Annotated in this window: 23 protein-coding genes and 2 tRNA genes; 20 read left to right on the forward strand and 5 right to left on the reverse strand. The window is 72.4% G+C overall.

The window, feature by feature from the left end:
* Window positions 1-9: 9 nt before the first annotated feature.
* Window positions 10-525, forward strand: a complete 516-nt coding sequence (locus HBO46_RS05505) for a ribose-5-phosphate isomerase (protein WP_166139997.1) — start codon at window positions 10-12, stop codon at window positions 523-525.
* 7 nt (window positions 526-532) lie between these two features.
* On the opposite strand, the gene HBO46_RS05510 is transcribed toward HBO46_RS05505, so the two are convergent.
* Window positions 533-1,687, reverse strand: a complete 1,155-nt coding sequence (locus HBO46_RS05510; RefSeq protein WP_166139996.1) for a hypothetical protein — start codon at window positions 1,685-1,687, stop codon at window positions 533-535.
* Window positions 1,688-1,748: 61 nt separating this feature from the next.
* Here HBO46_RS05510 and HBO46_RS05515 point away from each other — a divergent pair, with 61 nt between their 5' ends.
* From HBO46_RS05515 to HBO46_RS05555, 9 genes are all read left to right on the forward strand, one after another.
* Window positions 1,749-2,603, forward strand: a complete 855-nt coding sequence (locus HBO46_RS05515) for an Fpg/Nei family DNA glycosylase (protein WP_166139995.1) — start codon at window positions 1,749-1,751, stop codon at window positions 2,601-2,603.
* A gap of 29 nt (window positions 2,604-2,632) precedes the next feature.
* A complete protein-coding gene (locus HBO46_RS05520) occupies window positions 2,633-3,730 on the forward strand; it encodes a PP2C family protein-serine/threonine phosphatase (protein WP_166140227.1) in 1,098 nt (365 codons plus the stop codon).
* 107 nt (window positions 3,731-3,837) lie between these two features.
* Window positions 3,838-3,908, forward strand: a tRNA-Gly gene (locus tag HBO46_RS05525).
* Between the two features lie 48 nt (window positions 3,909-3,956).
* A tRNA-Pro gene (locus tag HBO46_RS05530) sits at window positions 3,957-4,029 on the forward strand.
* A gap of 72 nt (window positions 4,030-4,101) precedes the next feature.
* Window positions 4,102-5,526: a trigger factor gene (gene tig, locus HBO46_RS05535; protein WP_166139994.1), complete on the forward strand. Its 1,425-nt coding sequence runs from the start codon at window positions 4,102-4,104 to the stop codon at window positions 5,524-5,526.
* Between the two features lie 185 nt (window positions 5,527-5,711).
* Entirely contained in the window at window positions 5,712-6,317 is a 606-nt protein-coding gene (locus HBO46_RS05540; protein ID WP_166140226.1) for an ATP-dependent Clp protease proteolytic subunit, read from the forward strand.
* A gap of 4 nt (window positions 6,318-6,321) precedes the next feature.
* The gene (locus HBO46_RS05545) at window positions 6,322-6,984 is read left to right on the forward strand and encodes an ATP-dependent Clp protease proteolytic subunit (protein ID WP_263457786.1); all 663 of its coding nucleotides are present in this window, start codon (window positions 6,322-6,324) and stop codon (window positions 6,982-6,984) included.
* A 99-nt stretch (window positions 6,985-7,083) separates the two neighbouring features.
* A complete protein-coding gene (gene clpX, locus HBO46_RS05550; RefSeq protein WP_166139993.1) occupies window positions 7,084-8,364 on the forward strand; it encodes an ATP-dependent Clp protease ATP-binding subunit ClpX in 1,281 nt (426 codons plus the stop codon).
* A gap of 114 nt (window positions 8,365-8,478) precedes the next feature.
* Window positions 8,479-9,222: a hypothetical protein gene (locus HBO46_RS05555; RefSeq protein ID WP_166139992.1), complete on the forward strand. Its 744-nt coding sequence runs from the start codon at window positions 8,479-8,481 to the stop codon at window positions 9,220-9,222.
* A 57-nt stretch (window positions 9,223-9,279) separates the two neighbouring features.
* Here HBO46_RS05555 and valS read toward each other — a convergent pair whose 3' ends face one another.
* Window positions 9,280-11,901, reverse strand: coding sequence for a valine--tRNA ligase (valS, locus tag HBO46_RS05560; RefSeq protein ID WP_166139991.1), 2,622 nt, complete (start codon window positions 11,899-11,901; stop codon window positions 9,280-9,282).
* A gap of 79 nt (window positions 11,902-11,980) precedes the next feature.
* Here valS and HBO46_RS05565 point away from each other — a divergent pair, with 79 nt between their 5' ends.
* Window positions 11,981-12,949 carry a GNAT family N-acetyltransferase gene (locus HBO46_RS05565; RefSeq protein WP_166139990.1) on the forward strand — a complete coding sequence of 323 codons (969 nt, stop codon included), beginning with the start codon at window positions 11,981-11,983 and terminating at the stop codon, window positions 12,947-12,949.
* Here HBO46_RS05565 and HBO46_RS05570 read toward each other — a convergent pair.
* Window positions 12,913-13,734 carry a flavodoxin family protein gene (locus HBO46_RS05570; RefSeq protein WP_166139989.1) on the reverse strand — a complete coding sequence of 274 codons (822 nt, stop codon included), beginning with the start codon at window positions 13,732-13,734 and terminating at the stop codon, window positions 12,913-12,915. The genes HBO46_RS05565 and HBO46_RS05570 overlap by 37 nt on opposite strands.
* Window positions 13,735-13,790: 56 nt before the next feature.
* Window positions 13,791-14,888, reverse strand: a complete 1,098-nt coding sequence (locus HBO46_RS05575; protein WP_166139988.1) for an NAD(P)-dependent alcohol dehydrogenase — start codon at window positions 14,886-14,888, stop codon at window positions 13,791-13,793.
* Between the two features lie 121 nt (window positions 14,889-15,009).
* Between HBO46_RS05575 and folC the strand changes: the two genes are divergently transcribed.
* Entirely contained in the window at window positions 15,010-16,383 is a 1,374-nt protein-coding gene (gene folC, locus HBO46_RS05580; protein ID WP_166139987.1) for a bifunctional tetrahydrofolate synthase/dihydrofolate synthase, read from the forward strand.
* Window positions 16,380-16,775, forward strand: a complete 396-nt coding sequence (locus HBO46_RS05585; protein WP_224769388.1) for a DUF4233 domain-containing protein — start codon at window positions 16,380-16,382, stop codon at window positions 16,773-16,775. The genes folC and HBO46_RS05585 overlap by 4 nt, the downstream gene beginning before the upstream one ends.
* 31 nt (window positions 16,776-16,806) lie before the next feature.
* On the opposite strand, the gene pdxR is transcribed toward HBO46_RS05585, so the two are convergent.
* Window positions 16,807-18,147, reverse strand: coding sequence for a MocR-like pyridoxine biosynthesis transcription factor PdxR (gene pdxR / locus HBO46_RS05590; protein ID WP_191480205.1), 1,341 nt, complete (start codon window positions 18,145-18,147; stop codon window positions 16,807-16,809).
* A gap of 68 nt (window positions 18,148-18,215) precedes the next feature.
* Between pdxR and HBO46_RS05595 the strand changes: the two genes are divergently transcribed.
* The 7 genes from HBO46_RS05595 to rodA all read left to right on the forward strand — a co-directional run bounded on the left by HBO46_RS05595 (window position 18,216) and on the right by rodA (window position 25,407).
* Window positions 18,216-18,902 (forward strand): pyridoxamine 5'-phosphate oxidase family protein, encoded by a 687-nt coding sequence (locus tag HBO46_RS05595; protein WP_166139986.1) that lies wholly within the window; start codon window positions 18,216-18,218, stop codon window positions 18,900-18,902.
* Window positions 18,903-18,941: 39 nt separating this feature from the next.
* The gene (gene ndk, locus HBO46_RS05600; protein ID WP_166139985.1) at window positions 18,942-19,349 is read left to right on the forward strand and encodes a nucleoside-diphosphate kinase; all 408 of its coding nucleotides are present in this window, start codon (window positions 18,942-18,944) and stop codon (window positions 19,347-19,349) included.
* A gap of 189 nt (window positions 19,350-19,538) precedes the next feature.
* Window positions 19,539-20,567 (forward strand): rod shape-determining protein, encoded by a 1,029-nt coding sequence (locus HBO46_RS05605; RefSeq protein WP_166139984.1) that lies wholly within the window; start codon window positions 19,539-19,541, stop codon window positions 20,565-20,567.
* Window positions 20,567-21,508: a rod shape-determining protein MreC gene (mreC, locus tag HBO46_RS05610; protein WP_166139983.1), complete on the forward strand. Its 942-nt coding sequence runs from the start codon at window positions 20,567-20,569 to the stop codon at window positions 21,506-21,508. Before HBO46_RS05605 ends, mreC begins: the two co-directional genes overlap by 1 nt.
* Complete coding sequence (gene mreD / locus HBO46_RS05615) at window positions 21,505-22,017, forward strand: rod shape-determining protein MreD (protein WP_166139982.1); 513 nt, start codon at window positions 21,505-21,507, stop codon at window positions 22,015-22,017. Before mreC ends, mreD begins: the two co-directional genes overlap by 4 nt.
* A gap of 31 nt (window positions 22,018-22,048) precedes the next feature.
* Entirely contained in the window at window positions 22,049-24,190 is a 2,142-nt protein-coding gene (gene mrdA / locus HBO46_RS05620) for a penicillin-binding protein 2 (RefSeq protein ID WP_166139981.1), read from the forward strand.
* Entirely contained in the window at window positions 24,187-25,407 is a 1,221-nt protein-coding gene (gene rodA / locus HBO46_RS05625; RefSeq protein ID WP_224769389.1) for a rod shape-determining protein RodA, read from the forward strand. The genes mrdA and rodA overlap by 4 nt, the downstream gene beginning before the upstream one ends.
* Window positions 25,408-25,437 lie beyond the last annotated feature (30 nt).

Consider the following 25,437-nt stretch of genomic DNA (forward strand, 5'->3'; position numbering starts at 1 on the left):
ATCGGCACCATGCGCGTGCACCTCGGCTCCGACCATGCCGGCCTCGACCTCAAGGACCACCTGATGAACTGGCTGGTCGACAACGGCTACGAGCCTGTCGACCACGGCCCCTTCGTCTACGACGCCCTCGACGACTACCCCGTCTTCTGCCTGCGCGCCGCCGAGGCGGTCGCCGCGGAGCGCGCCGAGGGCCTCGACAGCCTCGGCGTCGTCATCGGCGGCTCCGGCAACGGCGAGCAGATGGCGGCCAACAAGGTCCTCGGCATCCGCGCCGCGCTGGTGTGGTCGACCGAGACCGCGGTGCTCGCCCGTGAGCACAACGACGCCAACGTGGTGTCGGTCGGTGGCCGCATGCACACCCTCGAGGAGATGACCTCCTTCGTCGGTGCGTTCCTCGCGACGCCGTTCACCGGCGACGAGCGCCACGTGCGCCGCATCGGCCAGCTGAGCTCCTATGAGCAGACCCGTGAGCTCCCGCCGCTGCCCGAGTCCGCGATCAACCCGCCGGTCGACCCGCAGGCCTGAGCGACGCTCAGCGGCGCAGCCGCCGGCGCACGCCCCGCAGGACCCGGAGCCCCTGGAGGACCGGTGCGGGGACCGTCGGCTGCTGCGCGGCCGCGGCCCGAGCCGCTGCGGCCCGGGGCATCCGCTCGATGGCGCGCTCGGCAACGATGTCGGACAGCGCCTGCGTCGCCACCCGGAGCAGCTCCTCGCTGCTCGGCGCGGGGGCGTCGGAGAAGTCGGAGGCGCGGGGACGCAGGTCCTGGAGGTCGCCGTGCACCTGGACGCCGCTGGCGCTCAGGAAGTCGATGTCGGCCTCGGCGACCTCCTCGCACCACTCGCGCCACTGGGCGGGCATCTTCAGGGAGTCGCCGTCCTGGGAGCCGAGGTGGTGCAGGCCGAGCCAGGACAGGCGGACGTGCCAGGGCGACCGGGCCCCGTGGGCCCCGCGGCGCCGCTGCTCGGGCGGCGCCACCTTGTTGACCAGGCGCAGCAGGTCGGTCTGGGCGCGGCCGATGGCGGCGTTCACCGGCTCGTCCGGCTCGGTCAGCTCCGTGGCCGGGACGTCGATGGCTGCGCAGAAGCGCTCCAGCAGCGTCGGGGTCGCCGTCCGGCTCGCCGGCATGGGTACGACGTGGACCCGCTCGGGCGGCACGTGGGCCGACCAGCGCTCGAGCAGGTCGGGCAGGTCGCGTCCGGCCCAGAACACCGCGGCCGGGGCGCCCGTGCGCGTCCGCAGGGAGTCGATGAAGGCGTCGAGGTCCTGGGTGATGCCGGCCTTGACCCGCTGCTGCCAGGCCGAGGGCACGATCCGTGAGAACGAGCGCAGCGTGATCACCAGGTGCAGGCGCGAGGGGCCCGCGGCGTCGACGAAGCGCTGCACCTGCTCGACGCTCATCGGCGCCAGCCGCTCGTCGGTGACGATCGCGCGCGGCAGGGTCGACGCGGCGAGCTCGCGCTGGAAGTCATCGACGGAGCCCACGATCGCGGCCGGGTCCCGCTGCGGGTCGACCTTTTCGCGCAGCGCGAGCATCAGCCAGTAGTTGTCGCGCCGGCTGCGCGGCACCATGTCGACCCCGTGGCGCGCGAGCGCGTCGGTGGACCCGAAGAGGGTCTCCTGCAGATAGGTCGTGCCCGTCTTCGGCAGCCCGACGTGGACGAAAAGATCCCGCACCGGTTCGACCATGCGGCGGATTCTAGTGTGGGGGCGACCCCCATCCGTGGTTGCCCCGTCGAAGGAGTTCCGATTGCCCGAGGGACACACCCTGCACCGTCTCGCCGGCCAGCTGCGACGTGTGTTCGCCGGCAGCGCCGTGCGGGTCGGGAGCCCGCAGGGGCGCTTCGCGGAGTCCGCCGCCCTGCTCGACGGCAGCGTCCTGGAGGGCGCCGAGGCCTGGGGCAAGCACCTGTTCGTCGAGTTCGCCGGGGAGCGGTTCGTCCACGTCCACCTCGGCCTCTACGGCAGGTTCGACGTGCACGACGGACTCGACCCGGAGGTCGAGGAGGTCCCCGACCCGGTGGGCCAGGTGCGCCTGCGGCTGGTGCGCGCGGACGCCACGGCGTACGCCGACCTGCGCGGCGCGACGGCGTGCGAGCTGCTCACCGCCGCGCAGCGCGAGGCGATCATCGAGCGGTCCGGACCGGACCCGCTGCGGGCGGACGCCGACCCGGACCGCGCGTGGGAGCGGATCCGTCGCAGCCGCTCGCCGATCGGCGGGCTGCTGATGGACCAGTCGGTCCTCGCAGGCGTCGGCAACGTCTACCGCGCCGAGGTGCTGTTCCGGCACCGCATCGATCCGCTGCGACCGGGCAACACCCTGCGCCAGGGGCAGTTCCGCGCGATCTGGGACGACCTGGTCGAGCTGATGGCCGAGGGCGTGCGCACCGGGCGCATCGACACCGTGCGGCCCGAGCACACGCCGGAGGCCATGGGGCGCGCGCCGCGGCGCGACGACCACGGCGGTGAGGTCTACGTCTACCGGCGCCAGGGCCAGCCCTGCCTGGTGTGCGGCGCGTCGGTCCGCACCGAGGTCCTCCAGGGGCGCAACCTGTTCTGGTGCCCGCGGTGCCAGCCGCGGTTCCGCTCGCGGGCCGTACAGTGACCTCCACCCCCACGAAGGACACCCGCCCGATGGACGCGTCGTTACCCGCTGCCGGCCGCCCGCGGCCGTCGCTGGTCAAGCGCGTCCAGACGTCGTGGAACCGCGGTCTGCTGCACGAGTACCGTCTGGTCGGCGCGCTGGCGCTGGTGACCGCGCTGCTGCCGGGCGCCGTCGCGATCTCGCCCGGCGACGTGCCGATGAACCTGTTCATGGTGCCGATGCTGATCGGCAGCCTCGTGCTCGGGCCGCGTCAGCTGCACTGGTTCGTGATCTGGGTGCTGGTCATGCTGCTGTTCGCGCTGACCATGGAGCCGTCCATCACGGGGCGCACGGCGGCCTCGGTCGGCGTGCTGTTCCTGATGGCCCTGATCGTGCTGCTGTCGTCGTTTCGCCGCTCGCGGCTGGGCGTGGCCGGCGCGATGGGCGAGTCGATGCTGGTGGACCTGCGCGACCGGATCATCAACCAGGGCGGCGTGCCGACCCTGCCCCGCGGCTGGCGGGTGGAGTCGGCGCTGCGCTCGGCCGGCGGTACGCCGTTCGCCGGCGACTTCATGGTCGCCACGATGCCGGAGTCGCACCGCATCGAGATGGTCGTCGTCGACGTGTCCGGCAAGGGCGAGCAGGCCGGCACCCGGGCGCTGATGCTGTCCGGCGCGTTCGGCGGCCTGCTCGGGGCGCTGCCGCCCGAGCAGTTCCTGCCCTGCGCCAACGACTACCTGCTGCGCCAGGGCTGGGGCGAGGGGTTCGCGACCGCCATCCACCTCTCCGTGGACCTGCGCTCGGGTGACTTCGCGGTCCGCAGCGCTGGCCACCCGCCGGCCCTGCACCGCGCCGCCGGGTCCGGGCGCTGGAGCATCCTGGAGAGCTCCGGCCCGGTGCTCGGGCTGATCGCCGACGCCGAGTTCGTCGGCGTGCACGGCGTCCTGGACCACGGCGACGCGGTCCTGCTCTACACCGACGGCATGGTCGAGGAGCCGCGTCGCGACATCGAGCTCGGCATCGACCGGCTGCTGGGTCAGGCGGAGGGGCTGCTGCGCGGCGACTTCGCCGGCGCGGCCGACCTGCTGGTCGACGCGCTGGGCTCGCGCGCGGACGACCGCGCGGTGCTGGTGCTCAACCGGCTGTGAGTCGCCGGCGCCCCGGGCGCCGGAGCCCGGGCCCGTTTGGGGCGCAGCGGGCGCGGTGTGGCACCATGACTTCCGGTCTGGGTGCGCGCACGCGTGTCACGACCAGTGCGGATGTAGCTCAATGGTAGAGCCCCAGTCTTCCAAACTGGCTACGCGGGTTCGATTCCCGTCATCCGCTCCGAGGAGTCGTCCGGGCCGTCCAACACGGCTCGGAGGACGACTTGTGCGGGGCGTAGCGTAGTGGCTAGCGCGCCTGCTTTGGGAGCAGGAGATCGCAGGTTCGAGTCCTGTCGCCCCGACGCACTGACCACCACCATCACTCACGGCGATCCCTGCGGGTCGCCACGAATCAGATTGACAGGAGACAGCCTGTGAAGAGCGCCGTCGAGACCTTGAGCCCGACCAGGGCCAAGCTGACCGTCGAGGTGCCCTTCGAGGAGCTCAAGCCGAGCCTCGACGCGGCGTACAAGCGGATCGCCCAGCAGATCAACGTCCCCGGCTTCCGCCGCGGGAAGGTGCCCCCGATGGTCATCGACCGTCAGGTGGGCCGCGCTGCGGTGCTCGACGAGGCCGTCAACGAGGTGCTCCCGAAGAAGTACGTCGAGGCGCTCGAGGCCAACTCCCTCCAGCCGCTCGCGCAGCCGGAGATCGAGGTGACGCGCTTCGAGGACAACGAGGCGCTCGAGTTCACCGCCGAGGTCGACGTCAAGCCCGAGATCGAGCTCCCGGCCTACGAGGGCCTCGAGGCCGAGGTCGAGGACATCGAGGTCTCCGACGAGGACGTCGAGGAGCAGGTCAACGCGCTGCGTGAGCGCTTCGCGACCCTGCGCGACGTCGAGCGGCCCGCCGCCGACGGCGACTTCGTGGTGCTCGACCTGGTGGCGACCAAGGACGGCGAGACCGTCGACGGCGCCGAGGTCAGCGGCATGTCCTACCAGGTCGGCCGCGGCGGCATGATCGACGGCCTCGACGAGGCCCTGGTCGGCCTCTCGGCCGGCGAGGAGAAGGTCTTCACCTCCGAGCTCGTCGGTGGCGACCTGGTCGGCCAGCAGGTCGAGGTGGCCGTCAAGGTCTCCCAGGTCCAGGAGCAGGAGCTCCCCGAGTACGACGACGAGTTCGCCCAGCTCGCCTCGGAGTTCGACACCGTCGAGGAGCTCAGCGTCGACGTGCGCGAGCGCCTCGGCCGCGGCAAGCGCCTCGAGCAGGCCGCTGCCGCCCGCGACGCCGTCCTCGAGGCGCTGCTGGAGAAGGTCGAGATCCCGCTGCCCGAGAGCATCGTCACCGACGAGCTCAACGCGCGCCGCCAGAACATCGAGCAGCAGCTCGCCTACGCCGGCATCACGATGGAGAAGTACCTCGAGGACGAGGGCCAGACCATCGACGAGTTCGAGGCCGAGCTCGAGCGCCGGGTCCGCGACGCGGTCGCCGCCCAGTTCATCCTGGACGAGATCGCGAAGAAGGAGGAGCTCGGGATCGACCAGAACGAGCTCACCCAGCACATGATCCGACGCGCCCAGCAGTCCGGCCAGGACCCGCAGGAGTTCGTCAACCACATGGTCGAGCACAACCACATCCCCGACCTCGTGCAGGAGATCCTGCGCGGCAAGGCGCTGGCGACCCTGGTCGAGGCGGCCGTGGTCAAGGACGCCTCCGGCAACGTGGTGGACCTGAAGAACCTGCGTCCCGACGGCTCCATCGGTGAGCCCGCCGACGAGACCGAGGCCGGCGAGGAGTCCGCCGACGCCGCGTCCGAGGACGAGGCGAAGGACGACGCGGAGAAGTCCGCCGAGGCCTGATCCTCCAGCGACACCGACAACGCCCTCCCGGTCCGCCGGGAGGGCGTTGTGCGTTCGCGCACCCGGCGCGCGCGACGACGAAATCCGCTGTCGGCGAACAGTGGGGGATAGACCGTGGAACTGTCCGGCCCACGGGCTAGGGTCGCAGCGTGACCCAGAACTCGAGCCCCTCGTACGACCACCAGATGGGCGGTGGCGGCGGCATCAACGTCCTCGACGACCACATCTACCAGCGTCTGCTCCGCGAGCGCATCGTGTTCCTCGGTTCCGAGGTCCGCGACCAGAACGCCAACGCGATCTGCGCCCAGCTGCTGCTGCTGTCGGCGGAGGATCCCGAGGCCGACATCTTCCTGCACATCAACAGCCCCGGTGGCTCGGTGGACGCCGGCATGGCGATCTACGACACGATGAACTACATCCCCAACGACGTCGCGACCGTGGGCATGGGCCTGGCTGCGTCGATGGGGCAGTTCCTGCTCTGCGCCGGCACCAGGGGCAAGCGCTACGCCCTGCCGCACGCCCGGATCATGATGCACCAGCCCTCCTCGGGCATGGGCGGCTCCGCCTCGGACATCAAGATCCAGGCCCAGCAGTCGCTGCACATCAAGAAGGTGCTGCTCCAGCTCATCTCCGAGCACACCGGCCAGAGCGTCGAGCAGGTCGAGGCCGACGCCGACCGTGACCGCTGGTTCACCGCCCAGGAGGCGCTCGAGTACGGCCTGGTCGACAAGGTCGTCAAGAGCGCCCGCGAAGCCGCCGACGACGGCCGCCCGGCCCACACGAAGGACTGACGACATGTCCCAGATTCCCCAGGGCACCCACAGCCCCGAGCTCAGCCCGTCGATGAACTACTACATCCCCCAGTGGGAGGAGCGGACGTCGTACGGCTTCCGCCGCATCGACCCCTACGCCAAGCTGTTCGAGGACCGCATCATCTACCTCGGCACGCCGATCTCCGACGACGTGGCCAACGCCGTGATCGCCCAGCTGCTGTGCCTGCAGTCGATGAACCCCGACCAGGACATCAGCATCTACATCAACAGCCCCGGTGGCTCCTTCACCGCGCTGACCGCCATCTACGACACGATCGGGTTCATCAAGCCCGACGTGCAGACGGTGTGCATCGGCCAGGCGGCGTCGGCCGCTGCGGTGCTGCTGGCCGCCGGTGCCCCCGGCAAGCGCCTGGCGCTGCCGAACAGCCGGATCCTCATCCACCAGCCCTACACCGAGGGCACGTTCGGCCAGACCTCCGACATCGAGATCCAGGCCAACGAGATCCTGCGCATGCGCGCGCTGCTCGAGGCGATGCTCAGCAAGCACAGCGGCCGGCCGATCGAGGAGGTCAGCCGCGACATCGAGCGCGACAAGATCCTCACCGCGGACGCGGCGGTCGAGTACGGGCTGATCGACTCGGTGCTCGAGTCGCTCAAGACCAGCCCCGTCCTCACCGCTCCCTGATCACCCGCCATGCCGGTACGCCGTGTCCGGGTCCCGACCGGGACCCGGCACGGGGTACCGTCGTCGAAGTTTCGCTCGCGTTGAGGAGGATGACCGTCCGTGGCACGTATCGGTGACGGTGGCGACCTGTTGAAGTGTTCCTTCTGCGGGAAGAGCCAGAAGCAGGTCAAGAAGCTGATCGCGGGCCCCGGGGTCTACATCTGCGACGAGTGCATCGACCTCTGCAACGAGATCATCGAGGAGGAGCTGAGCGAGGGCGCCGAGGTCAGCCTCGAGGAGCTGCCCAAGCCCCGCGAGATCTTCGAGTTCCTCAACTCCTACGTGATCGGCCAGGAGCAGGCGAAGAAGTCGCTCGCCGTGGCCGTGTACAACCACTACAAGCGGGTCCAGTCCGGCATCCAGCCCGCCTCGGGCAAGCACAGCAAGGAAGAGGCCGTCGAGGTCGCGAAGTCCAACATCCTCGTGGTGGGACCGACCGGCTGCGGCAAGACCTACCTGGCCCAGACGCTGGCGCGGATGCTCAACGTCCCGTTCGCGATCGCCGACGCCACGGCGCTGACCGAGGCCGGCTACGTCGGCGAGGACGTCGAGAACATCCTGCTCAAGCTGATCCAGGCGGCCGACTACGACGTCAAGAAGGCCGAGACCGGGATCATCTACATCGACGAGATCGACAAGGTGGCCCGCAAGGCGGAGAACCCCTCGATCACGCGCGACGTGTCCGGCGAGGGCGTGCAGCAGGCGCTGCTGAAGATCATCGAGGGCACCACCGCCTCCGTGCCGCCGCAGGGCGGTCGCAAGCACCCGCACCAGGAGTTCATCCAGATCGACACGACGAACATCCTGTTCATCGTGGGCGGCGCCTTCGCCGGGCTGGAGAACATCATCGAGCAGCGGGTCGGCAAGAAGACCCTCGGCTTCACCGCCGAGGTCCGCAGCGAGACCCAGCGCGAGGCCGACGACCTGCTGGCGCTGGTGCGTCCCGAGGACCTCACCAAGTTCGGCCTGATCCCCGAGTTCATCGGGCGCCTGCCGCTGATCGCGAGCGTCACCAAGCTCGACCAGGCGGCCCTGGTGCAGATCCTGACCGAGCCCCGCAACGCGCTGGTCAAGCAGTACCAGAAGCTCTTCGAGCTCGACGGTGTCGAGCTGGAGTTCGCCGACGACGCCATCGCGGCCATCGCCGACAAGGCCATGGAGCGCGGCACCGGCGCCCGCGGCCTGCGCGCGATCATCGAGGAGGTCCTCCTCCAGGTGATGTACGACGTGCCCTCGCGCGGTGACGTCGCGAAGGTCATCGTGACCGGCGCGGTCGTCGCGGGCGAGGAGGCGCCGACCCTGGTCCCGCGCGCGGCCGAGAAGAAGAAGAAGTCCGCCTGATCGGGTCCCGGCCGGACCGCGTCCGGCCGGTGCCCGCCAGTCCGGGGGATTCCCGGCGCGGCCTCGCCCGGCGACGATAGGCTGATTCCTCATCAATCTCGGCGGAGGGCAGCGGTGAGCAAGGAGCACAGACGACCGCTCTTGGCGTTCCTGGTGCTGGTCCTCGCCTGCGCGCTGGTGCTCGTGCACGGGTTGCGCAGCGAGGCACTGCGCAGCATCCTCCAGGTCGCACCCGCCGTCGTCGTCGCGGGCGCCGAGTTCGTCGAGCGCGCCGAGCGCGGCACCGGCTCGGCCGGTGCCGCCCTCCCCGGAAGTGCGGGTGCCGAGCAGGCGCCCGCCCCCGCCCTCGGCTCCGGCACGACGGGGCAGCGCGACCGCGCCACCGACCGCGCCCCTGACCGCGACGGTGCCGGGGACCGCGACCACGTGCGTCCGGCGACGACCGTCGTGCACGACCCGGCACCGGACCGGGACCCCCGCGGGCCGTCCGGCAAGGACCGCGACCACCAGGGCCACCAGGGCCACGGTGGGAAGTCGGGTCACGGTGAGAAGTCGGGCCAGGGCAAGGGTCGCCACGGCGGCCGCGACGGGCGCCACCACGACGGACGTCACCACGACGGTCCCCGTCACGGCCACCACCAGCTCAGCCACGGCGACGGCCACCGCGGCGGGCACCGAGACGGGCACAGCCAGGCCAAGGACTCCCGGCACGGCCACCCCGGCGGCAAGGGCAGGGGCGAGCGCGGCGGGCAGCGCGGAGGCGACCACCACGCCCAGGGCCACGGCGAGGGCCGCAGCAAGGGTCACGGCGAGCCCGGCCGCGGCGGGGGACGCAGCAAAGGCCACGGCCGGCACTAGGACGCCTGGGCGTCCCGGCCGGCCGCGGCCCTCAGCGGCTGCGGTGCGGGGGCAGGATCAGCCCTGCTCCTCCACGGGCGCGAGCTCGGCGGTGACGTCCAGCTCGCTCGCCTCCGCCGACTCGGTGAACACCAGGTCGCCGGTGATCTTGCCGGTCTTGCGCAGGTCCTCGGTCGCCAGCGCCGCGGCCCGGACGAGCGCGGCCGGGCCGGTGACCTCGACGCGCGAGAGCGGTGCGCGCATGGAGACCTTGGCCTGCGACTTCGCGCCGCGGATGCCGGCCAGCACCGAGGCCACCGCGTCGACGGTCGACGGGTCGGCCGCGGCAGCAGAGCCCAGGTCGAGCTCGGTCGGCCACGGGGCGAGGTGCACCGAGCCCTCGCGCCACCACGACCAGACCTCCTCGGTCACGTAGGGCAGGAACGGCGCGAGCAGGCGCAGCTGGACCTCGAGCGCGATCGCCAGGGTGGCCTTGGCCGAGGCCGTGGCCGCGCCGCCGTCCTCGGCGTACGCCCGCTCCTTGACCAGCTCGAGGTAGTCGTCGCAGAACTCCCAGAAGAACTTCTCCACGGCCTCGAGGGCGGTGGTGTAGTCGTAGGCGTCGAAGGCCTCGGTGGCCTTGCGGATCACCAGCGCGAGCCGGCCCAGGAGGGCGCAGTCGAGCGGCTCGGAGACCTCGAAGGCGTTCAGCTCGGTCGCGCCGACGCCGCCGATGACGAACTTCGAGGCGTTGAGGACCTTCATCGCGAGGCGGCGCCCGACCTTCATCTGGCTCTCGTCGAACGGCGAGTCCAGGCCGGGGCGCGACATCGCCGCGCGCCAGCGCACCGCGTCGGCGCCGAACTTGTCGAGGATCTCGGTCGGCACGACGACGTTGCCCTTGGACTTCGACATCTTCTTGCGGTCGGGGTCGACCACGAAGCCGGAGATCAGCGCGTGGCTCCACGGCGTGACGCCGTGCTCGAAGTGGGCGCGCACCACACGGGAGAACAGCCAGGTGCGGATGATGTCGTGGGCCTGGGTGGCCAGGTCCATCGGGAAGACCCGCTCGAACAGGTCGTTGTCGGACTCCCAGCCGCCGGCGATCTGCGGGGTCAGCGAGGAGGTCGCCCAGGTGTCCATGACATCGGGGTCGCCGATGAAGCCGCCGGGCTTGCCGCGCTGTTCGGGCTCGTAGCCGCGGGGCGCGTCGGTCGAGGGGTCCACCGGCAGCTCGGCCTCGGTCGGCAGCAGCGGGTGGGCGTAGTCCGGCTCGCCCTCGGCGTCGAGGGGGTACCAGACCGGGAACGGGATGCCGAAGAACCGCTGGCGCGAGATCAGCCAGTCGCCGTTGAGGCCGCCGACCCAGTTGTCGTAGCGGTGCTTCATGTAGCCGGGGACCCAGGTGATGTCGTTGCCGCGGTCGACCAGCTCGGTGCGCAGCGCGGTGTCGCGCCCGCCGTTGCGGATGTACCACTGACGGGTGGCGACGATCTCGAGCGGCTTGTCGCCCTTCTCGTAGAAGTTCGTCATCCGCTGCGTCGGCTTCGGCTCGCCGTCCAGGTCGCCGGACTCGCGCAGCTTGGTGACCATCGCCTCGCGGGCGCTGAAGGCGGTCTTGCCGGCCAGGTCGGCGTACGCCGCGGCGGCGGGCTCGTGGGCCAGCCACTCCGGGGTCTCGCGCAGCAGCCGGCCGTCGCGGCCGATCACCGTGCGGACCGGGAGCTGGAGCTCGCGCCACCACTGCACGTCGGTGAGGTCGCCGAAGGTGCAGCACATGGCGATGCCGGCACCCTTGTCCATCTCGGCGGCCGGGTGGGCCAGGACGGGGATCTCGACGCCGAAGACCGGGCTGGTGACGGTGGTGCCGAACAGGGCGGCGTAACGCTCGTCGTCGGGGTGCGCGATCAGCGCGACCACGGCCGGGATCAGCTCGGGGCGGGTGGTCTCGATGTGGATCGGCTCGCCGTCGGGACGGTGGAACGCGACGCGGTGGTAGGCGCCGGCGTACTCACGGGCCTCGAGCTCGGCCTGGGCCACGGCGGTCTGGAAGGTGACGTCCCACAGGGTCGGCGCCTCCTGGAGGTAGGCCTCACCACGGGCGAAGTTGCGCAGGAACGCGCGCTGGCTGGCGGTCTGCGCCTTCGGGCCGATCGTCGTGTAGTGCTGCTTCCAGTCCACCGAGAGGCCGAGGGTGCGCCACAGCGACTCGAAGACCTTCTCGTCCTCGACGACGAGGCGCTCGCACAGCTCGACGAAGTTGGGTCGGCTGATCGGCACCTGACGCTTGGCGTCCGGCTTGGCCGGCGGGTTGAAGTCGGGGTCGTAGGGCAGCGAGGGGTCGCAGCGCACGCCGAAGTAGTTCTGCACCCGGCGCTCGGTGGGCAGGCCGTTGTCGTCCCAGCCCATCGGGTAGAAGACCGTCTTGCCCTGCATGCGCTGGTAGCGCGCGATCAGGTCGGTGTGGGTGTAGGAGAAGACGTGGCCCACGTGCAGGCTGCCGCTGACCGTGGGCGGCGGGGTGTCGATGGAGTACACGTTGGCGCGCGGCTGGGTGCGGTCGAAGGCGTAGGTGTCCTGCTCCTTCCACCGCTGCGACCACCGGGCCTCGAGGCCCTCCAGCGCAGGCTTCTCCGGTACGACGACCGCGCGAGGGGCGCTGGTCGTGTCAGGGGCCTGGTCGTGCTGGGTCTCGGTCATGGGCGAAATCCTAGAGCGACGGACCTCACCTGCGAAAACCGGTTGCCGCGGGGCTGCGGAGGGGTCAGGGTCTGGGTCCATGAGCGAGCAGCCACAGGTCGTGCCGGCCGGCGGCCCGGGGGAGCCGGTGGTCGAGCTCTTCGAGGACCCGGCGGCGTTCCTGGCCGTCGCCGAGCCGGTACTCGGCGAGGCGCCGGTGCTGACGACGGTCGTGGCCACGGTGACCCGGCGCGCGGTCGAGCACGGCGGCGTCGTCTCCTCCGGGCCGGTGTGGTGGGCGGTTGTCCGGGACGGGCCGGGGGAGGGCGCGGCGGTGCTCGGGGTGGCGATGCGGACCCTGCCGATCGCGCCGCACTGGGTCTACGTGCTGCCGATGCAGCCCGCCGCGGCGCGGGCGCTGGCCCGGGCCCTGCATGCCCGCGGCGAGGAGGTCACGGCCGTCAACGGCGCCACGCCTGCCGCGCGTGACCTGGCCGAGGAGCTCGCCCGGCTGGGCGGCGGCGTGGTACGGGTCGAGGAGCACGTGCGGCTGCACCTGCTCGGCGACCTCGTCGAGCCCGCTCCGGTGCCCGGCCGGCTGCGGGTGGCCGACCGGGACGATCTCGCCCTGGCGCTGGCGTGGTTCGCGGCGTTCGAGGGCGACGCGGCCCGCCAGGCCGGCCGCGATCCGCATCCCGCGCCACCGGAGCTGAGCGACGTGGACGCGATGCGCCAACGGATCGACCAGGGCCGGGTGTGGCTGTGGGAGGACGAGCAGGGACGGGTGGTGCACCTGAGCGCCGCGAACCCGCCGGCGTACGGCGTGGCCCGGATCGGCCCGGTCTTCACCCCGCCCGAGCAGCGCGGTCGCGGCTGGGCCAGCAACGCGGTCGCCGAGGTCTCGCGGATGCTGCGGGCCCAGGGCAACGAGGTGTGCCTGTTCACCGACCAGGCCAACCCGACCTCGAACGGCGTCTACGCCAGGCTCGGGTTCCGCCCGGTGGTCGACCTGGAGAACCTGCGCATCGACCCTCAGCCGCGTGACGGGCCGCGTGACGGGCCGCGATAGGGCTTGGCCGACCCCTCGGCGATCCCCTTGCGGATCTTCTTCTCCACCATCCCCGCGATCCGGTTGGGCAGCCGCGGGACCGGGGCGTCGCTGAACCAGTCGGCCTCGAACCAGCCGCGCTCGTGCCAGTACGCCGCGTCGACCGGGCCCTCCTCGCGGCCGCCCTCGACCAGCAGCCGGGCGACGCGGAAGCCGATCAGGTCGGCGGTCGTGGGGCGCGGCTCGACCGGGTGGGTCGCCGCCTCGCGCAGGGTGGCGGCCAGGTCCTCGAGGTCGGCGTCCACCCGGGCCCGGTACGGCGCCTTGGCCAGGCCGGGACCGTTGACGCCGAGCTGACCGACGGTGTGGAAGCCCCAGCGGCGCACCGCGGTCTGCAGGTAGCCCAGCGCGGCGTCATGGCCCGCGCCCGCGGCGGTGGAGAGCAGGGCGGCGGGCTTGCCGACGTACGCCGGGCGGTGGATGAGGTAGGCGAAGTGGTCGACGAACCGCTTCATCGTCGCCGAGACGTGGAAGGAGTGCACCGGCGTCGCGAACAGCACCAGGTCGGCGTCGTCCATCACCTGCCGCGCGGGCGCCGCGCGGTCGTAGGAGGGGCACGCCTGCTCGCCCTCGGTCATGCAGGCCAGGCACGCCGGGCAGCTCGGCCCGAGCCCGAGGTCGTCGGTGGCCACGACGCCCACCTCGACCGGCCCGTGGATGCGCATCCGCTCGACCAGTTCCTCGACCAGCCGGCCGGTGGTCCCCGCCGTGCCGTGCCCCGTGCCCATCACCACGCCCAGGCGCATGCCGGACTCCTCTCGTCGAGGAGTTGTATATCGTATAAAGCGCGCGGGCTCACGCCTCACCAGACCAGGACCGCCTTGACGACGCGGCCGGCGTGCAGGTCCTCGACGGCCCGGTTGATGTCGGCGAACGGGTAGGTCGTCACCAGGTGGTCGAGGTCGAAGCGGCCGGCCTCCCGCATCGCGACCAGGCGCGGCACCATCTCCAGCGGGTCGGAGTCGCCCTCGACCGACGAGGTGAGCGTCTTGCCGCCCTGGAGCAGGTCGACCGCGTCGACGGCGTACTCCTCGGCGCCGAGCCCGAGCGCGACCAGGGTGCCGCGCGGGGCCAGTGCCTGCATCGCCTCGCGCACGACCGAGGGGGCCGCGGTGGTGTCGATGGCGTACGTCGCGCCGCCGCCGGTCAGCTCGCGCAGCCGGTCGACGACCGAGGCGCCCTGGAGGGTCGAGGGGTCGAGGGGTGTCGCGCCGAGCGCGGCGGCTGCCTCGAGGCGCGAGGGGAGGAGGTCGACGGCGACCACGGTGTCGACGCCCTCCGCGACCGCGGCGGCGATCGCGGCCAGGCCTACCGCGCCGGCGCCGTGCACGACCAGGCTGTCCCCGGGCCCCGGGCGCAGCACGTTGAGCACGGTGCCGGCGCCGGTCTGGAACGCGCAGCCGTACGGCGCGAGCAGGGTCAGGTCCAGGGACGGGTCGACGACCACGCAGTTGTCCGGGTGGGCGATCGCATGGCGGGCGAAGGAGGACTGGCCGAAGAACGAGCCGAGCACCGGCTGGCCGGCGCGGTGGTGGGTGGTCGACCCGTCCGGGCGGTAGCCCAGGTAGTTGAGGACCAGGGTCTGCTCGCAGTGCCCGACGTGCCCGGCCCGGCAGGCCGCGCAGGTGCGGCACGAGCGCAGGCTGAGGACCACGTGGTCGCCCACCTCGATCCCGCTGACCTCGGCGCCGACGCGCTCCACGACGCCGGTGCCCTCGTGGCCGAAGACGTTCGGGAACATCTCGGCCGGCAGCATGCTGCGCATCGTGACGTCGGTGTGGCACAGGCCGGTCGCGACGATGCGGACCAGCACCTCATCGGGTCGCGGGTCGTCGAGCTCGACCTCGCTGAGGGTGAACTCCTGGCCGGGGGACTCGACGAGCGCGACGGTGGTCTGCATGGCGGACAACCTAGAACGTGTTCTCGTTGTTGTCGCCCCTCCGCGCCGCCACCGCCCACGACCGGCCCGCGGAGGCGGCGCCGCGGGGGCGGGCGGCGGGGGCGCCTAGACTCGTGCCGCGATGAGCCAGACCCCCGATGCCCCCGACGGGCCACGTTTCGCCCAGACCTTCGACGAGGTCGAGGACGCCCTGCTGTCCCGGTGGCCCGAGACCCGGCTCGAGCCCTCGCTCGACCGGATCCGCGCCTTCGTCGACCTGCTCGGCGACCCCCAGCACACCTACCCGGTCATCCACCTGACCGGCACCAACGGCAAGACCTCCACCTCGCGGATGATCGATGCGCTGCTGCGCGCGCTCGACCTGCGCACCGGCCGGTTCACCAGCCCGCACGTGGAGCGGATGAGCGAGCGGATCAGCATCGACGGCGAGCCGCTGCCCGACGAGGACTTCGTGCGCGCCTTCAACGACGTCGCGCCGTACACCCACCTCGTCGACGCGGCCAGCGAGCACCCCCTGTCGTTCTTCGAGGTCGTGGTCGCGATGGCCTTCGCCGCGTTCTCCGACGCCCCGGTCGAGGCCGCCGTCGTCGAGGTCGGGATGGGCGGCTCGTGGGACGCCACCAACGTCGCCGACGCGGCGGTCGCCGTGGTGCTGCCGATCGCCCTGGACCACGCCCGCTACCTCGGCGGGACGCCCGCCGAGATCGCCGTCGAGAAGGCCGGGATCATCAAGCCCGGCTCGACGGTGGTGATCGCCGAGCAGCAGCCCGACGTGGCCGTCGTGCTGCTGGAGCGCGCCACCGAGGTCGGCGCCACCGTCGCCCGCGAGGGCATGGAGTTCGGTGTCGTCCACCGGGTCCCCGCCGTGGGTGGGCAGCTGGTGACGCTGCAGGGCCTGCGCGGGCGCTACGAGGACCTGTTCCTCCCGCTGCACGGCGCCCACCAGGCGCAGAACGCCGCCGTCGCGCTCGCCGCGGTCGAGGCCTTCATCGGCGGCGAGGAGCCGCTGGCCGACGACGTCGTACGCCGCGCCTTCGCCGAGGTGACCTCCCCGGGTCGCCTCGAGGTCGTGCGCCGCTCGCCGACGATCGTCCTGGACGCCGCCCACAACCCGCACGGCGCCGAGGCGCTGGGCGCGGCGCTGGAGGACTCCTTCGCCTTCGACCCGCTGATCGGCGTGATCGGCGTGATGGGGGACAAGGACGCCGAGGGGCTGCTCGCGGCGCTGGAGCCGCGCCTGGCCCACGTCGTGTGCACGCGTGCATCCACCGACCGCGCCACCGACCCCGAGGCGCTCGGCGAGATCGCCCGCGAGATCTTCGGCGAGGACCGGGTCTCGGTCGTGCCGCGGCTCGCCGACGCCCTCGACGTGGCCGCCGGCCTGGCCGAGTCCGGCGAGGGGCAGCGCTCCTCGGTCGGCACCGGTGCGGTGCTGGTCACCGGGTCGGTCATCACCGTGGGCGAGGCCCGCACTCTCCTGGGAGGAGCCAAGTGAGCGACGAGACGTCCGTGAACCCCGAGCGCACCCGCTCCCCGCGCCGCGGCATGTGCGCGGCGATCCTCGCCCTCGAGGCCATCGTCCTGGGCCTGACCACGCCGGTGATGGTGGCGGTCTCCGACGTCGACGTCGCCTCGGCGCTGGTGGTCGGCATCGGCCTGACCGTGGTGTGCCTGCTGCTCGCCGGCATGCTGCGCCGCGAGTGGGCCTACGCCGCCGGCTGGGTCGTGCAGGTCGCGGCGATCGCGCTGGGCTTCGTGGTCCCGATGATGTTCGTGCTCGGCGCGATCTTCGCGCTGCTGTGGGGCACGGCCTACTTCCTCGGCAAGCGCATCGAGCGCGAGCGCGCTGCCGCCTGGGCCGCCTGGGACGCCCAGCAGGAGCACTGACCCCTCGCCGAGTCGGCGCTCGTGGTGGCGCTCAGCCGCGCAGCGCGCGGGCCAGGACCGCGAGTGCGTGGTCGAGCTGACCGTCGTCCAGGGAGCCACCGAAGCCCACGACCAGTCCGTGTCGGACGTGGGTGCGGCACTGGTCGGCCAGCAGGGGTACGTCGTAGCCCGCCGCGCGGCCGGCCTCGTGTGCGGCCAGCGCCTGCTCGCGCGGCATCACGAACGTCGCGTACATCCCCGCGACCGGCCCGGTGAGCTCGCCGTACGGCGCGAGCGCGTCGACCACGCGGCCCGCGCGGTCGGCGTACACCCGGCGCGCGGAGCGGACCACCTTGTCGACGTAGCCGTCGCGCAGCAGGGCGAGGAGCGCGCGCTGCACCGGCCACGGCGGTGAGTCGTGGGTGATCGCGCGCTGGTGCGCGATGCGCTCGCGGATCCCCGCCGGCGCGACCAGCCAGCCCAGCCGCATGCTCGGCGCGACCGACTTGCTGGCGGTGCCGAGGTAGACGACGCGCTCGCGGTCGAGGCCGGCGAGCGCAGGCACCGGCGCGACGTCGTAGCGCAGCTCGGAGTCGTAGTCGTCCTCGATCACGACCGCGCCGGCGCGGCGGGCGCTCGCCAGCAGCGCGACCCGGTGGGCGGCGGGCATGGTGCGTCCGAGCGGGTGCTGGTGTGCGGGGGTGACGTACGCCGCGACCGTCCCGGCGAGGTCGGGCACCTCCAGGGCGGGCACATCGCGGACCCCGCGCCCGGTGGCGGCCACGGTCACCGCGGCGGCGCGATAGCCCGGGTCCTCCACGGCGACCGGGCCCGCGGGCAGGGCGCCGAGCGCGTGGCGCAGCCCGTCGGTGGTGCCGGCGGTGAGCAGCACCTCGTCGGGGTCGCAGACGACCCCGCGGACGTGCGCGAGCCGCTCGGCCAACGCGGCGCGCAGCGCGGGGAGGCCGCGCGGGTCGTCGTACCCGGCCGGCGGACGCGCGGTGGAGACCTCGCGCCAGGCGCGGCGCCACAGCGCGGCGTGGCGGGGGTCGATCCACGGGGTGCCGGTGCTGAGCCGCAGCAGGCCAGGCTCCGCCGGAGCGGTACGCCGGGTGGGCGGGGTGCTCGCGAGCGGCGGCGCGGCGGACACGAAGGTTCCGGACCCGTGGCGTCCCTCCAGCCACCCCTCGGCGACCAGCTGGGCGTAGGCCTGCTCGGTCACCGACCGTGCGACCCCGAGGTCGGCCGCGAGCGCCCGGCTGCTGGGCAGGCGGGTCCCGGCCGCGAGGCTCGCCGAGGTGATCCTGGCGCGCACCTGGTCGGCGAGCTGGGTGCCGAGCGGTCGGGCGCTGCGACGGTCCAGCGTCACCACGAGGGCGGGGGAGGGTGGCACGAGTGTCCTGCCGTTCTGGGGTCGGATTGGCTGCTGACAGCAGGCCACTGGTGCTCGACGATAGACCCATGACCCTCCCGCTCTCGCCCACCGCCCGCACGAGCCTCGGCCGCAGCCCCCACCGCGCCGTCTCCGAGCGCGCCCAGCTGCACGCCTTCCTCGCCGACGGCCTGGTCGCCCACGTCGGTGTCGTGGTCGGGGAGGGCGCCGCCGCGCACCCCGTCGTACTCCCGACGGCGTACGCCGTGGACCCCGAGGGCCCCGACGAGGGCGGCACCCTCTACCTGCACGGCTCGGTCGCCGCCCGCTGGCTGCGCGCGGCCGTCGGTGCCACGATCTGCGTCACCGTGACCGAGGTGGACGGCGTCGTGACCGCCCGCTCGGCGTTCCACCACTCGATGAACTACCGCTCGGCCGTCGTCATCGGCGCGGCCCGGGAGGTGCTCGACGCCGACGAGCGGGGCCGGGCGCTGGACGCGATCGTGGACCACCTCGTCCCCGGTCGCGCCGCCACCCTGCGCCCGAGCACCCGCAAGGAGCTCGCCGCGACGATCGTCCTCGCCGTCCCCCTGGCCGAGGCGTCGATGAAGGCGCGTGCCGGCGGCCCGGTCGACGACCCCGAGGACGTCGCCGCGGGCACCTGGGGCGGCCACCTGCCGGTACGCCGGGTGTGGGACGCGCCCGTGCCCGACGCCGACGCCCACGGGGCGGCGCCGGCCGACGTGCGGGCCCGCGTCGGGCTCACCCCCGCCTGAGCGTCGGGGCCGTCGTGGGGTGGGGGTTAGGCTTCTCACATGACGCAGCGCACCTTGGTCCTCCTCAAGCCCGACACCGTCAGCCGTGGTCTGGTCGGCAAGGTGCTGGATCGCTACGAGGCGAAGGGCCTCTCGATCGTCGCGATGGAGCTGCGCCGGATCACCGCCGAGATGTCCGACCAGCACTACGCCGAGCACGTCGAGCGCGACTTCTACCCCGACCTGCGTGAGTTCGTCACCAGTGGCCCGCTCGTCGCGATGGTGCTCGAGGGCGACGACGCGATCGAGGTCGTCCGTGGCCTCAATGGCGCCACCGACGGCCGCAAGGCCGCCGCCGGGACGATCCGCGGCGACCTCTCGCTGTCCAACCGCGAGAACCTCGTGCACGGCTCGGACTCCCCGGAGTCCGCCGCCCGCGAGATCGGCATCTGGTTCCCCGAGCTCTGACCCCCACGTACGACGGGCCGGTGCGCATCGCGCACCGGCCCGTCGTCATGTGGGGCCGACTCGCGCCACCACGAGGGGCGACTCGCGCAATTGGCGGGGGCGGGCCGCGTGTCCTCCCGGTCCGGTGGGTCGCGGCTTCGTAGCCTGAGAACTCTTCCCCACCAGCACCATCCGAAAGCGGCGGCACCCATGGCGAACAGCTTCTTCGGCCGGGACATGGCAGTCGACCTCGGCACCGCCAACACCCTGGTCTACGTCCGCGGCAAGGGCGTCCTGCTCGACGAGCCCAGCGTCGTCGCGCTCAACGCCACCACCGGCGAGATCCTCGCGGTCGGCCACGAGGCGAAGCGCATGATCGGCCGCACCCCCGACAACATCGCCGCGATCCGCCCGCTCAAGGACGGCGTCATCGCCGACTTCGAGGCGACCGAGCAGATGCTGCGCTTCTTCATCCAGCAGGTCCACAAGCGGCGCTACTTCGCCAAGCCGCGGATGGTCGTGTGCGTGCCGAGCGGCATCACCGCCGTCGAGCAGCGCGCGGTCAAGGAGGCCGGCTACCAGGCCGGCGCCCGCAAGGTCTACATCGTCGAGGAGCCGATGGCCGCGGCGATCGGCGCCGGGCTGCCCGTGCACCAGGCGACCGGCAACATGGTCGTCGACGTCGGTGGCGGCACCACCGAGGTCGCCGTCATCTCCCTCGGCGGCATTGTGACCAGCCTGAGCGTGCGCACCGCCGGTGACGACCTCGACGCCGCGATCGTGGCGTGGATGAAGAAGGAGTACTCCCTGATGCTCGGGGAGCGCACCGCCGAGGAGGTCAAGATGACCCTCGGCTCGGCGTTCCCGCTGCCCGACGAGCCCGAGGCCGAGATCCGCGGCCGCGACATGATCTCCGGCCTGCCCCGCACCGTCGTGGTCTCCAGCGCCGAGGTCCGCCAGGCCCTCGAGGAGCCGCTGCACGCCATCGTCGACGCGGTGCGCGCCACCCTCGACCAGACCCCGCCCGAGCTCGCCGGCGACATCATGGACCGCGGCATCGTGCTCACCGGCGGCGGCGCCCTGCTGCGCGGCCTCGACGAGCGGCTTCGCCACGAGACGGGGATGCCCGTCCACGTCGCCGAGGACCCGCTCAGCTCCGTCGCCCTCGGCGCCGGCAAGTGCGTGGAGGAGTTCGAGGCTCTCCAGCAGGTGCTCGTCTCGGAGCCGAGGCGGTTCTGATGGCGCTCGACGGGCTCGACCAACGCCGGTCCCGGGAGCGCCGCTGGCGCAGCTCCGGCGACCTCGGCCGCCCCCGCGGCCCGCGCCGCTCGGTCGCCGTGGCGCTCGTGCTGGCCAGCATCACCCTGATGACCCTCGACCAGCAGACCGACCCGGTCGTCGAGCCCGCGCGCCGGGCCGTCGGCGAGGTGATCGGCCCGATCGAGGTGGGTGCGTCGGCAGTGCTGCGTCCCTTCGTCTCCCTCCCCGGCTGGTTCCGCACCCACGGTGACCTGCGCGGCGAGATCGACACCCTCGAGGCCGAGAACGCGCGCCTGCGCTCCGAGGCCAACACCGCCGACTACGACCGCAACCGCCTCGCCGAGTACGACGGATTGAGCAAGGCCTCCTCCGACCTCGGCTACGCGCTGGTGCCGGCGCGCGTGGTCGCGCTCGGTCCCTCGCAGTCCTTCTCCGCCACGGTGATGATCGACGCCGGGTCCGAGGCCGGGCTGGACGCCGACATGACGGTGATCAACAACGACGGTCTCGTCGGGCGCGTCCTGCGCGTGACCCGGACGACCGCGACGGTGCTGCTGGCCATCGACCCCGAGTCGGTGGTCGGCGGCCGGATCGGCTCCAGCATGGAGATCGGCTTCCTGCACGGCCGCGGTGCGCTCGGCGACGAGGCCCGCCTCGACCTGCAGCTGCTCGACGAGGCGGTCGTCCCGGGCCGCGGCGACGCCGTGGTCACCTGGGGCAGCCGCAACGGCGCGCCGTACGTCTCCGGCATCCCGGTCGGCGAGGTGACGGCCGTCTACTCCAACGTCCGCGACTCCTCCCAGCGCGCCGTGGTGCGCCCCTACGTCGACTTCGCCAGCCTCGACGTGGTCGGTGTCGTGGTGCCCTCGGGCACCGACAGCGACCGCACCGTGATCGAGGCCGACGGGGGCCGGCGATGAGCGGGCTGCGCGCCGTGGTGGCGCTGGTGGGCGCCCTGCTCGCCCTGGTTCTCCAGACGACCTTCTTCTCCCACCTGTCCTGGGAGGGCGTGGTGCCCAACCTGTGCCTGCTGCTCGTCGTGGGCGCCGGGCTGGTGCGCGGGTCCGAGTTCGCGATGGTGCTGGGCTTCGGCGCCGGCCTGCTGCTCGACCTCGCCCCGCCCGCCGACCACCTCGCCGGCCGCTGGGCGCTGGCCCTGGTCGTCGTCGGGTACGTCGCGGGGCGGGTGCGCCAGGACGTGCGCCCCACGGCGATCTCGGTGGTCCTCACCGTCGCCGCCTGCTCCTTCGTCGGGACCTCGGTGTTCGCGCTGACCGGACTGGTGCTGCGCGACCCGGTGCTCGGCGTCGGTGAGCTGCTCCAGGTGATCGGCATCGCGCTGGTCTGGGACGTCCTGCTCACGCCGTTCGTGCTGCCGCTGGTGATGGGCGCCTTCCGCCGCCTCCAGCCGGACCGGGTGCCCGCATGACGCGCCCGGTGAACGACGGACGGGTGCGCTGATGGCGGCCTCCGCCGAGGGGTCGCGGCGCAGCCGGCTGCGGCTGGTCGTGATCCAGGTGCTCGTGCTCTCGCTCTTCGCCACGCTGCTGGCGCGGCTGTACTACATCCAGGTCGTCAGCGGCGAGCAGTACACCGCCCAGGCCGCCTCGCAGTCGGTGCGCGAGATCGTCGTGCAGCCCCAGCGCGGGCTGATCGTCGATGCCCAGGGCCGGCCGCTGGTCACCAACCGCACCACCTGGGTGCTCTCGATCGACCGCACCGTCCTGGGCAAGCTCACCGAGCGCCAGCAGGACGTCCTGCTCGGCCGGGTCGGGGAGATCAGCGGCCTGCGGGTGCCGCAGGTGCGCAAGCGGCTCGTCACCTGCGGGGAGAGCGGCAGCATTCCCGGCGTGTGCTGGAACGGCTCGCCGTACCAGCCGGTGCCGGTGGCCTCCGAGGTCCCGCAGGAGGTCGCGCTGCGGGTCCTCGAGCAGCCGGAGGACTTCCCGGCGGTGCTCGCCGAGCAGCAGAGCGTGCGCAACTACCCCCGCCCGCACGGCACCAACCTCGCCCACGTGCTCGGCTACCTCAGCCCGATCACCGAGGAGGAGTTCGCCCTCGCGACCGCCGACGGCGACGACTCGCTCAACGGCGCCTCGGTGGTCGGCCGGGCCGGGGTGGAGAAGCAGTACGACAAGTGGCTGCGCGGCATGCCCGGCTACCGCCGCGTGGCCGTCGACTCGATGGGGCGCGTGCTCGGCGACAGCGGCGAGGTCAATGCGGAGCCCGGCAACACGCTGGTCACGACGATCGATGCGAAGGTGCAGGGCGTGGTCGAGCGCGAGCTCGCCAACACGCTGGCCAAGGCCCGCACGGAGTTCGACGAGGTCACCGGTCGCCCCTACGTCGCCGACTCCGGCGCGGTCGTGGTGATGGAGACCAGGACCGGACGGATCGTGTCGATGGCCAGCCAGCCGACGTACGACCCGGAGGTCTGGGTCGGCGGGATCACCAAGAAGCAGCTCGCCCGGCTCTACTCCGAGGCCGCGGGCACCCCGCTGCTCGGCCGTGCCACCCAGGGCCAGTTCGCGCCGGGCTCGACGTGGAAGCCGTTCATGACCGCCGGGGCGCTCACCCACGGCTACTCCACCGACACCCGTCTCAACTGCTCCCCGACCTTCCGGGTCGGCAACCGCGACTTCAAGAACTACGAGTCCGGCGCGCACGGCTACGTCGGCTTCGACAAGGCCCTCGAGGTCTCCTGCAACACCTTCTTCTACCGCATCGGCTTCGACTACTGGCAGCGCTTCGGCTCCGACGTCGCCGACGTGGACGCCAAGGACCCGCTCGTGGAGGAGGCCAAGGACTTCGGCTTCGGCTCCTCCACCGGCATCGACCTGCCCGGCGAGGCCTCCGGCCGGATCGCGGACCGGAAGTGGAAGCGGTCCTACTACGACTCGATGAAGGACTTCTACTGCGGCATCGCCGACGCGCCGCAGGACGCGGACACCTCCGACTTCGTCTACAAGTTCGCCCGCGAGTTCTGCATCGAGGGCTTCGCCTACCGCGCCGGCGACGCGGTCAACTTCGCCATCGGCCAGGGCGACACGATCATCACCCCGCTCCAGCTCGCCCGCGCGTACGCCGCGCTGGCCAACGGCGGCACCCTGTGGGCGCCGCGGATCGGCCGGGCGATCGTGGACCCCGCCGGTGAGGTGGTCCGTGAGTTCGCGCCGCGCAAGAACGGCACCGTCGACCTGCCGAAGGGCGTCTTCGACTACATCGACAACGCCCTGACCGGCGTCAGCACCCGCGGCACCATGAGCTGGAAGCTGATCGGCTTCCCGCTCGACGACGTCCGGATCAGGGCCAAGACCGGCTCCGCGGAGGTCTACGGCAAGCAGTCGACCTCCTGGCTGGCGACCTACACCGAGGACTACGTCGTGGTGATGATGGTCAGCCAGGGCGGCACGGGCTCCGGGCGCAACGGCGACTCGGTGCGCCGCATCTACGAGGCGCTGTACGGCGTGCAGGACGGTGTGGTGAAGCCCGAGAAGGCGGCGATCCCCGGCAGCGTCCCGCCCAGCAGCCTCCCGACCTTCACCAAGGACGGCTCGATCCTGCCGCCCGCCACCCGCGCGTCGAGGAAGGACCGGCGGTGAGCTCTCCCTCCATGTCGGGGTCCCTGTCCAAGCAGTTCCCCGGCTCCGGCTTCCGGGCCCCGCGCATCGACTGGCTGCTGATGGTGGCGGTGCTGGCCCTGGTCGGGCTCGGCACCCTGCTGGTCTGGTCGGCGACGTCGCCGCGCGACGTGCTCACCGGCGGCGACTCCACGGCGTACCTGCGCAAGCACCTCGTCAACGTCGCGATCGGCCTGGTGCTGATGCTGCTGGTGACCGCCGTCGAGCACCGCTGGGTGCGGATGCTGGCGCCGCTGGTCTACCTCGCCTCGGTCGTGGGCCTCGTGCTCGTGCTGACGATGGGCTCGACGATCAACGGCTCGCAGTCCTGGCTGGTGATCGGCGGGATGTCCATCCAGCCCTCGGAGTTCGCCAAGCTCGCGGTGATCATCGGGATGGCGCTGGTGCTGGCCGAGCGGGCCGCCGGGCGCTGGCACGCGAGCGTCGGCAGCGTCGACGTCGGGCTGATGCTCCTGGTCGCCGCGCTCCCGGCGACGCTGATCATGCTGCAGCCCGACCTCGGCACGATGCTGGTGCTGACCGCCACCGTCTTCGGCATCCTGGCCACCTCCGGGGCGCCGCGTCGCTGGCTGGCCCTGCTGGTCGGCGCCGGCGTCACCGTCGCGACCCTCGCCGTCCTCGGCGGGCTGCTGAAGGACTACCAGGTCGACCGGTTCATGGCCTTCACCAACCCCGACCTCGACCCCCGCGGCGCCGGCTACAACGTCGAGCAGGCGCGGATCGCGGTCGGCAACGGCGGGCTGCTCGGCCAGGGGCTCTTCGACGGCTCGCAGACGCGCGCGGGGTTCGTCCCCGAGCAGCACACCGACTTCATCTTCACCGTCGCCGGCGAGGAGCTCGGGCTGCTCGGCGCCGGGGTGCTGGTGCTCCTGCTCGGCGTGGTGCTGTGGCGCGCGCTGAGCATCGCCTACCGCAGCGAGGACGTCTTCGGCCGGGTCGCGGCCGCCGGCATCGCGTGCTGGTTCGGCTTCCAGGCCTTCCAGAACATCGGCATGTGCCTGGGCATCATGCCGGTCACCGGCGTGCCGTTGCCGTTCGTCTCCTACGGCGGCAGCTCGATGTTCGCCGGCCTGCTCGCGGTCGGGCTGCTGCAGAACATCCACCTGCGCACCTCGACCCCCGCGCCGAGCCGCTACGTCATGCCGTCGCGTCCGGTGCGGGTGCTCGCCGGACGTTGAGCCCGCCCGGACCGATCAGGGCTGGACCGA

The organism is Nocardioides ochotonae, assembly GCF_011420305.2.
GTDB lineage: Bacteria > Actinomycetota > Actinomycetes > Propionibacteriales > Nocardioidaceae > Nocardioides > Nocardioides ochotonae.

Coding starts and splice junctions, on each gene's coding strand:
- HBO46_RS05505 (WP_166139997.1), top strand. CDS start 10: ATGCGCGTGCACCTCGGCTCCGACCATGCCGGCCTCGACCTCAAGGAC.
- HBO46_RS05510 (WP_166139996.1), bottom strand. CDS start 1,687: ATGGTCGAACCGGTGCGGGATCTTTTCGTCCACGTCGGGCTGCCGAAG.
- HBO46_RS05520 (WP_166140227.1), top strand. CDS start 2,633: ATGGACGCGTCGTTACCCGCTGCCGGCCGCCCGCGGCCGTCGCTGGTC.
- HBO46_RS05540 (WP_166140226.1), top strand. CDS start 5,712: ATGGGCGGTGGCGGCGGCATCAACGTCCTCGACGACCACATCTACCAG.
- HBO46_RS05545 (WP_263457786.1), top strand. CDS start 6,322: ATGTCCCAGATTCCCCAGGGCACCCACAGCCCCGAGCTCAGCCCGTCG.
- valS (WP_166139991.1), bottom strand. CDS start 11,901: ATGACCGAGACCCAGCACGACCAGGCCCCTGACACGACCAGCGCCCCT.
- HBO46_RS05565 (WP_166139990.1), top strand. CDS start 11,981: ATGAGCGAGCAGCCACAGGTCGTGCCGGCCGGCGGCCCGGGGGAGCCG.
- HBO46_RS05570 (WP_166139989.1), bottom strand. CDS start 13,734: ATGCGCCTGGGCGTGGTGATGGGCACGGGGCACGGCACGGCGGGGACC.
- HBO46_RS05575 (WP_166139988.1), bottom strand. CDS start 14,888: ATGCAGACCACCGTCGCGCTCGTCGAGTCCCCCGGCCAGGAGTTCACC.
- folC (WP_166139987.1), top strand. CDS start 15,010: ATGAGCCAGACCCCCGATGCCCCCGACGGGCCACGTTTCGCCCAGACC.
- HBO46_RS05595 (WP_166139986.1), top strand. CDS start 18,216: ATGACCCTCCCGCTCTCGCCCACCGCCCGCACGAGCCTCGGCCGCAGC.
- ndk (WP_166139985.1), top strand. CDS start 18,942: ATGACGCAGCGCACCTTGGTCCTCCTCAAGCCCGACACCGTCAGCCGT.
- HBO46_RS05605 (WP_166139984.1), top strand. CDS start 19,539: ATGGCGAACAGCTTCTTCGGCCGGGACATGGCAGTCGACCTCGGCACC.
- mreC (WP_166139983.1), top strand. CDS start 20,567: ATGGCGCTCGACGGGCTCGACCAACGCCGGTCCCGGGAGCGCCGCTGG.
- mreD (WP_166139982.1), top strand. CDS start 21,505: ATGAGCGGGCTGCGCGCCGTGGTGGCGCTGGTGGGCGCCCTGCTCGCC.
- mrdA (WP_166139981.1), top strand. CDS start 22,049: ATGGCGGCCTCCGCCGAGGGGTCGCGGCGCAGCCGGCTGCGGCTGGTC.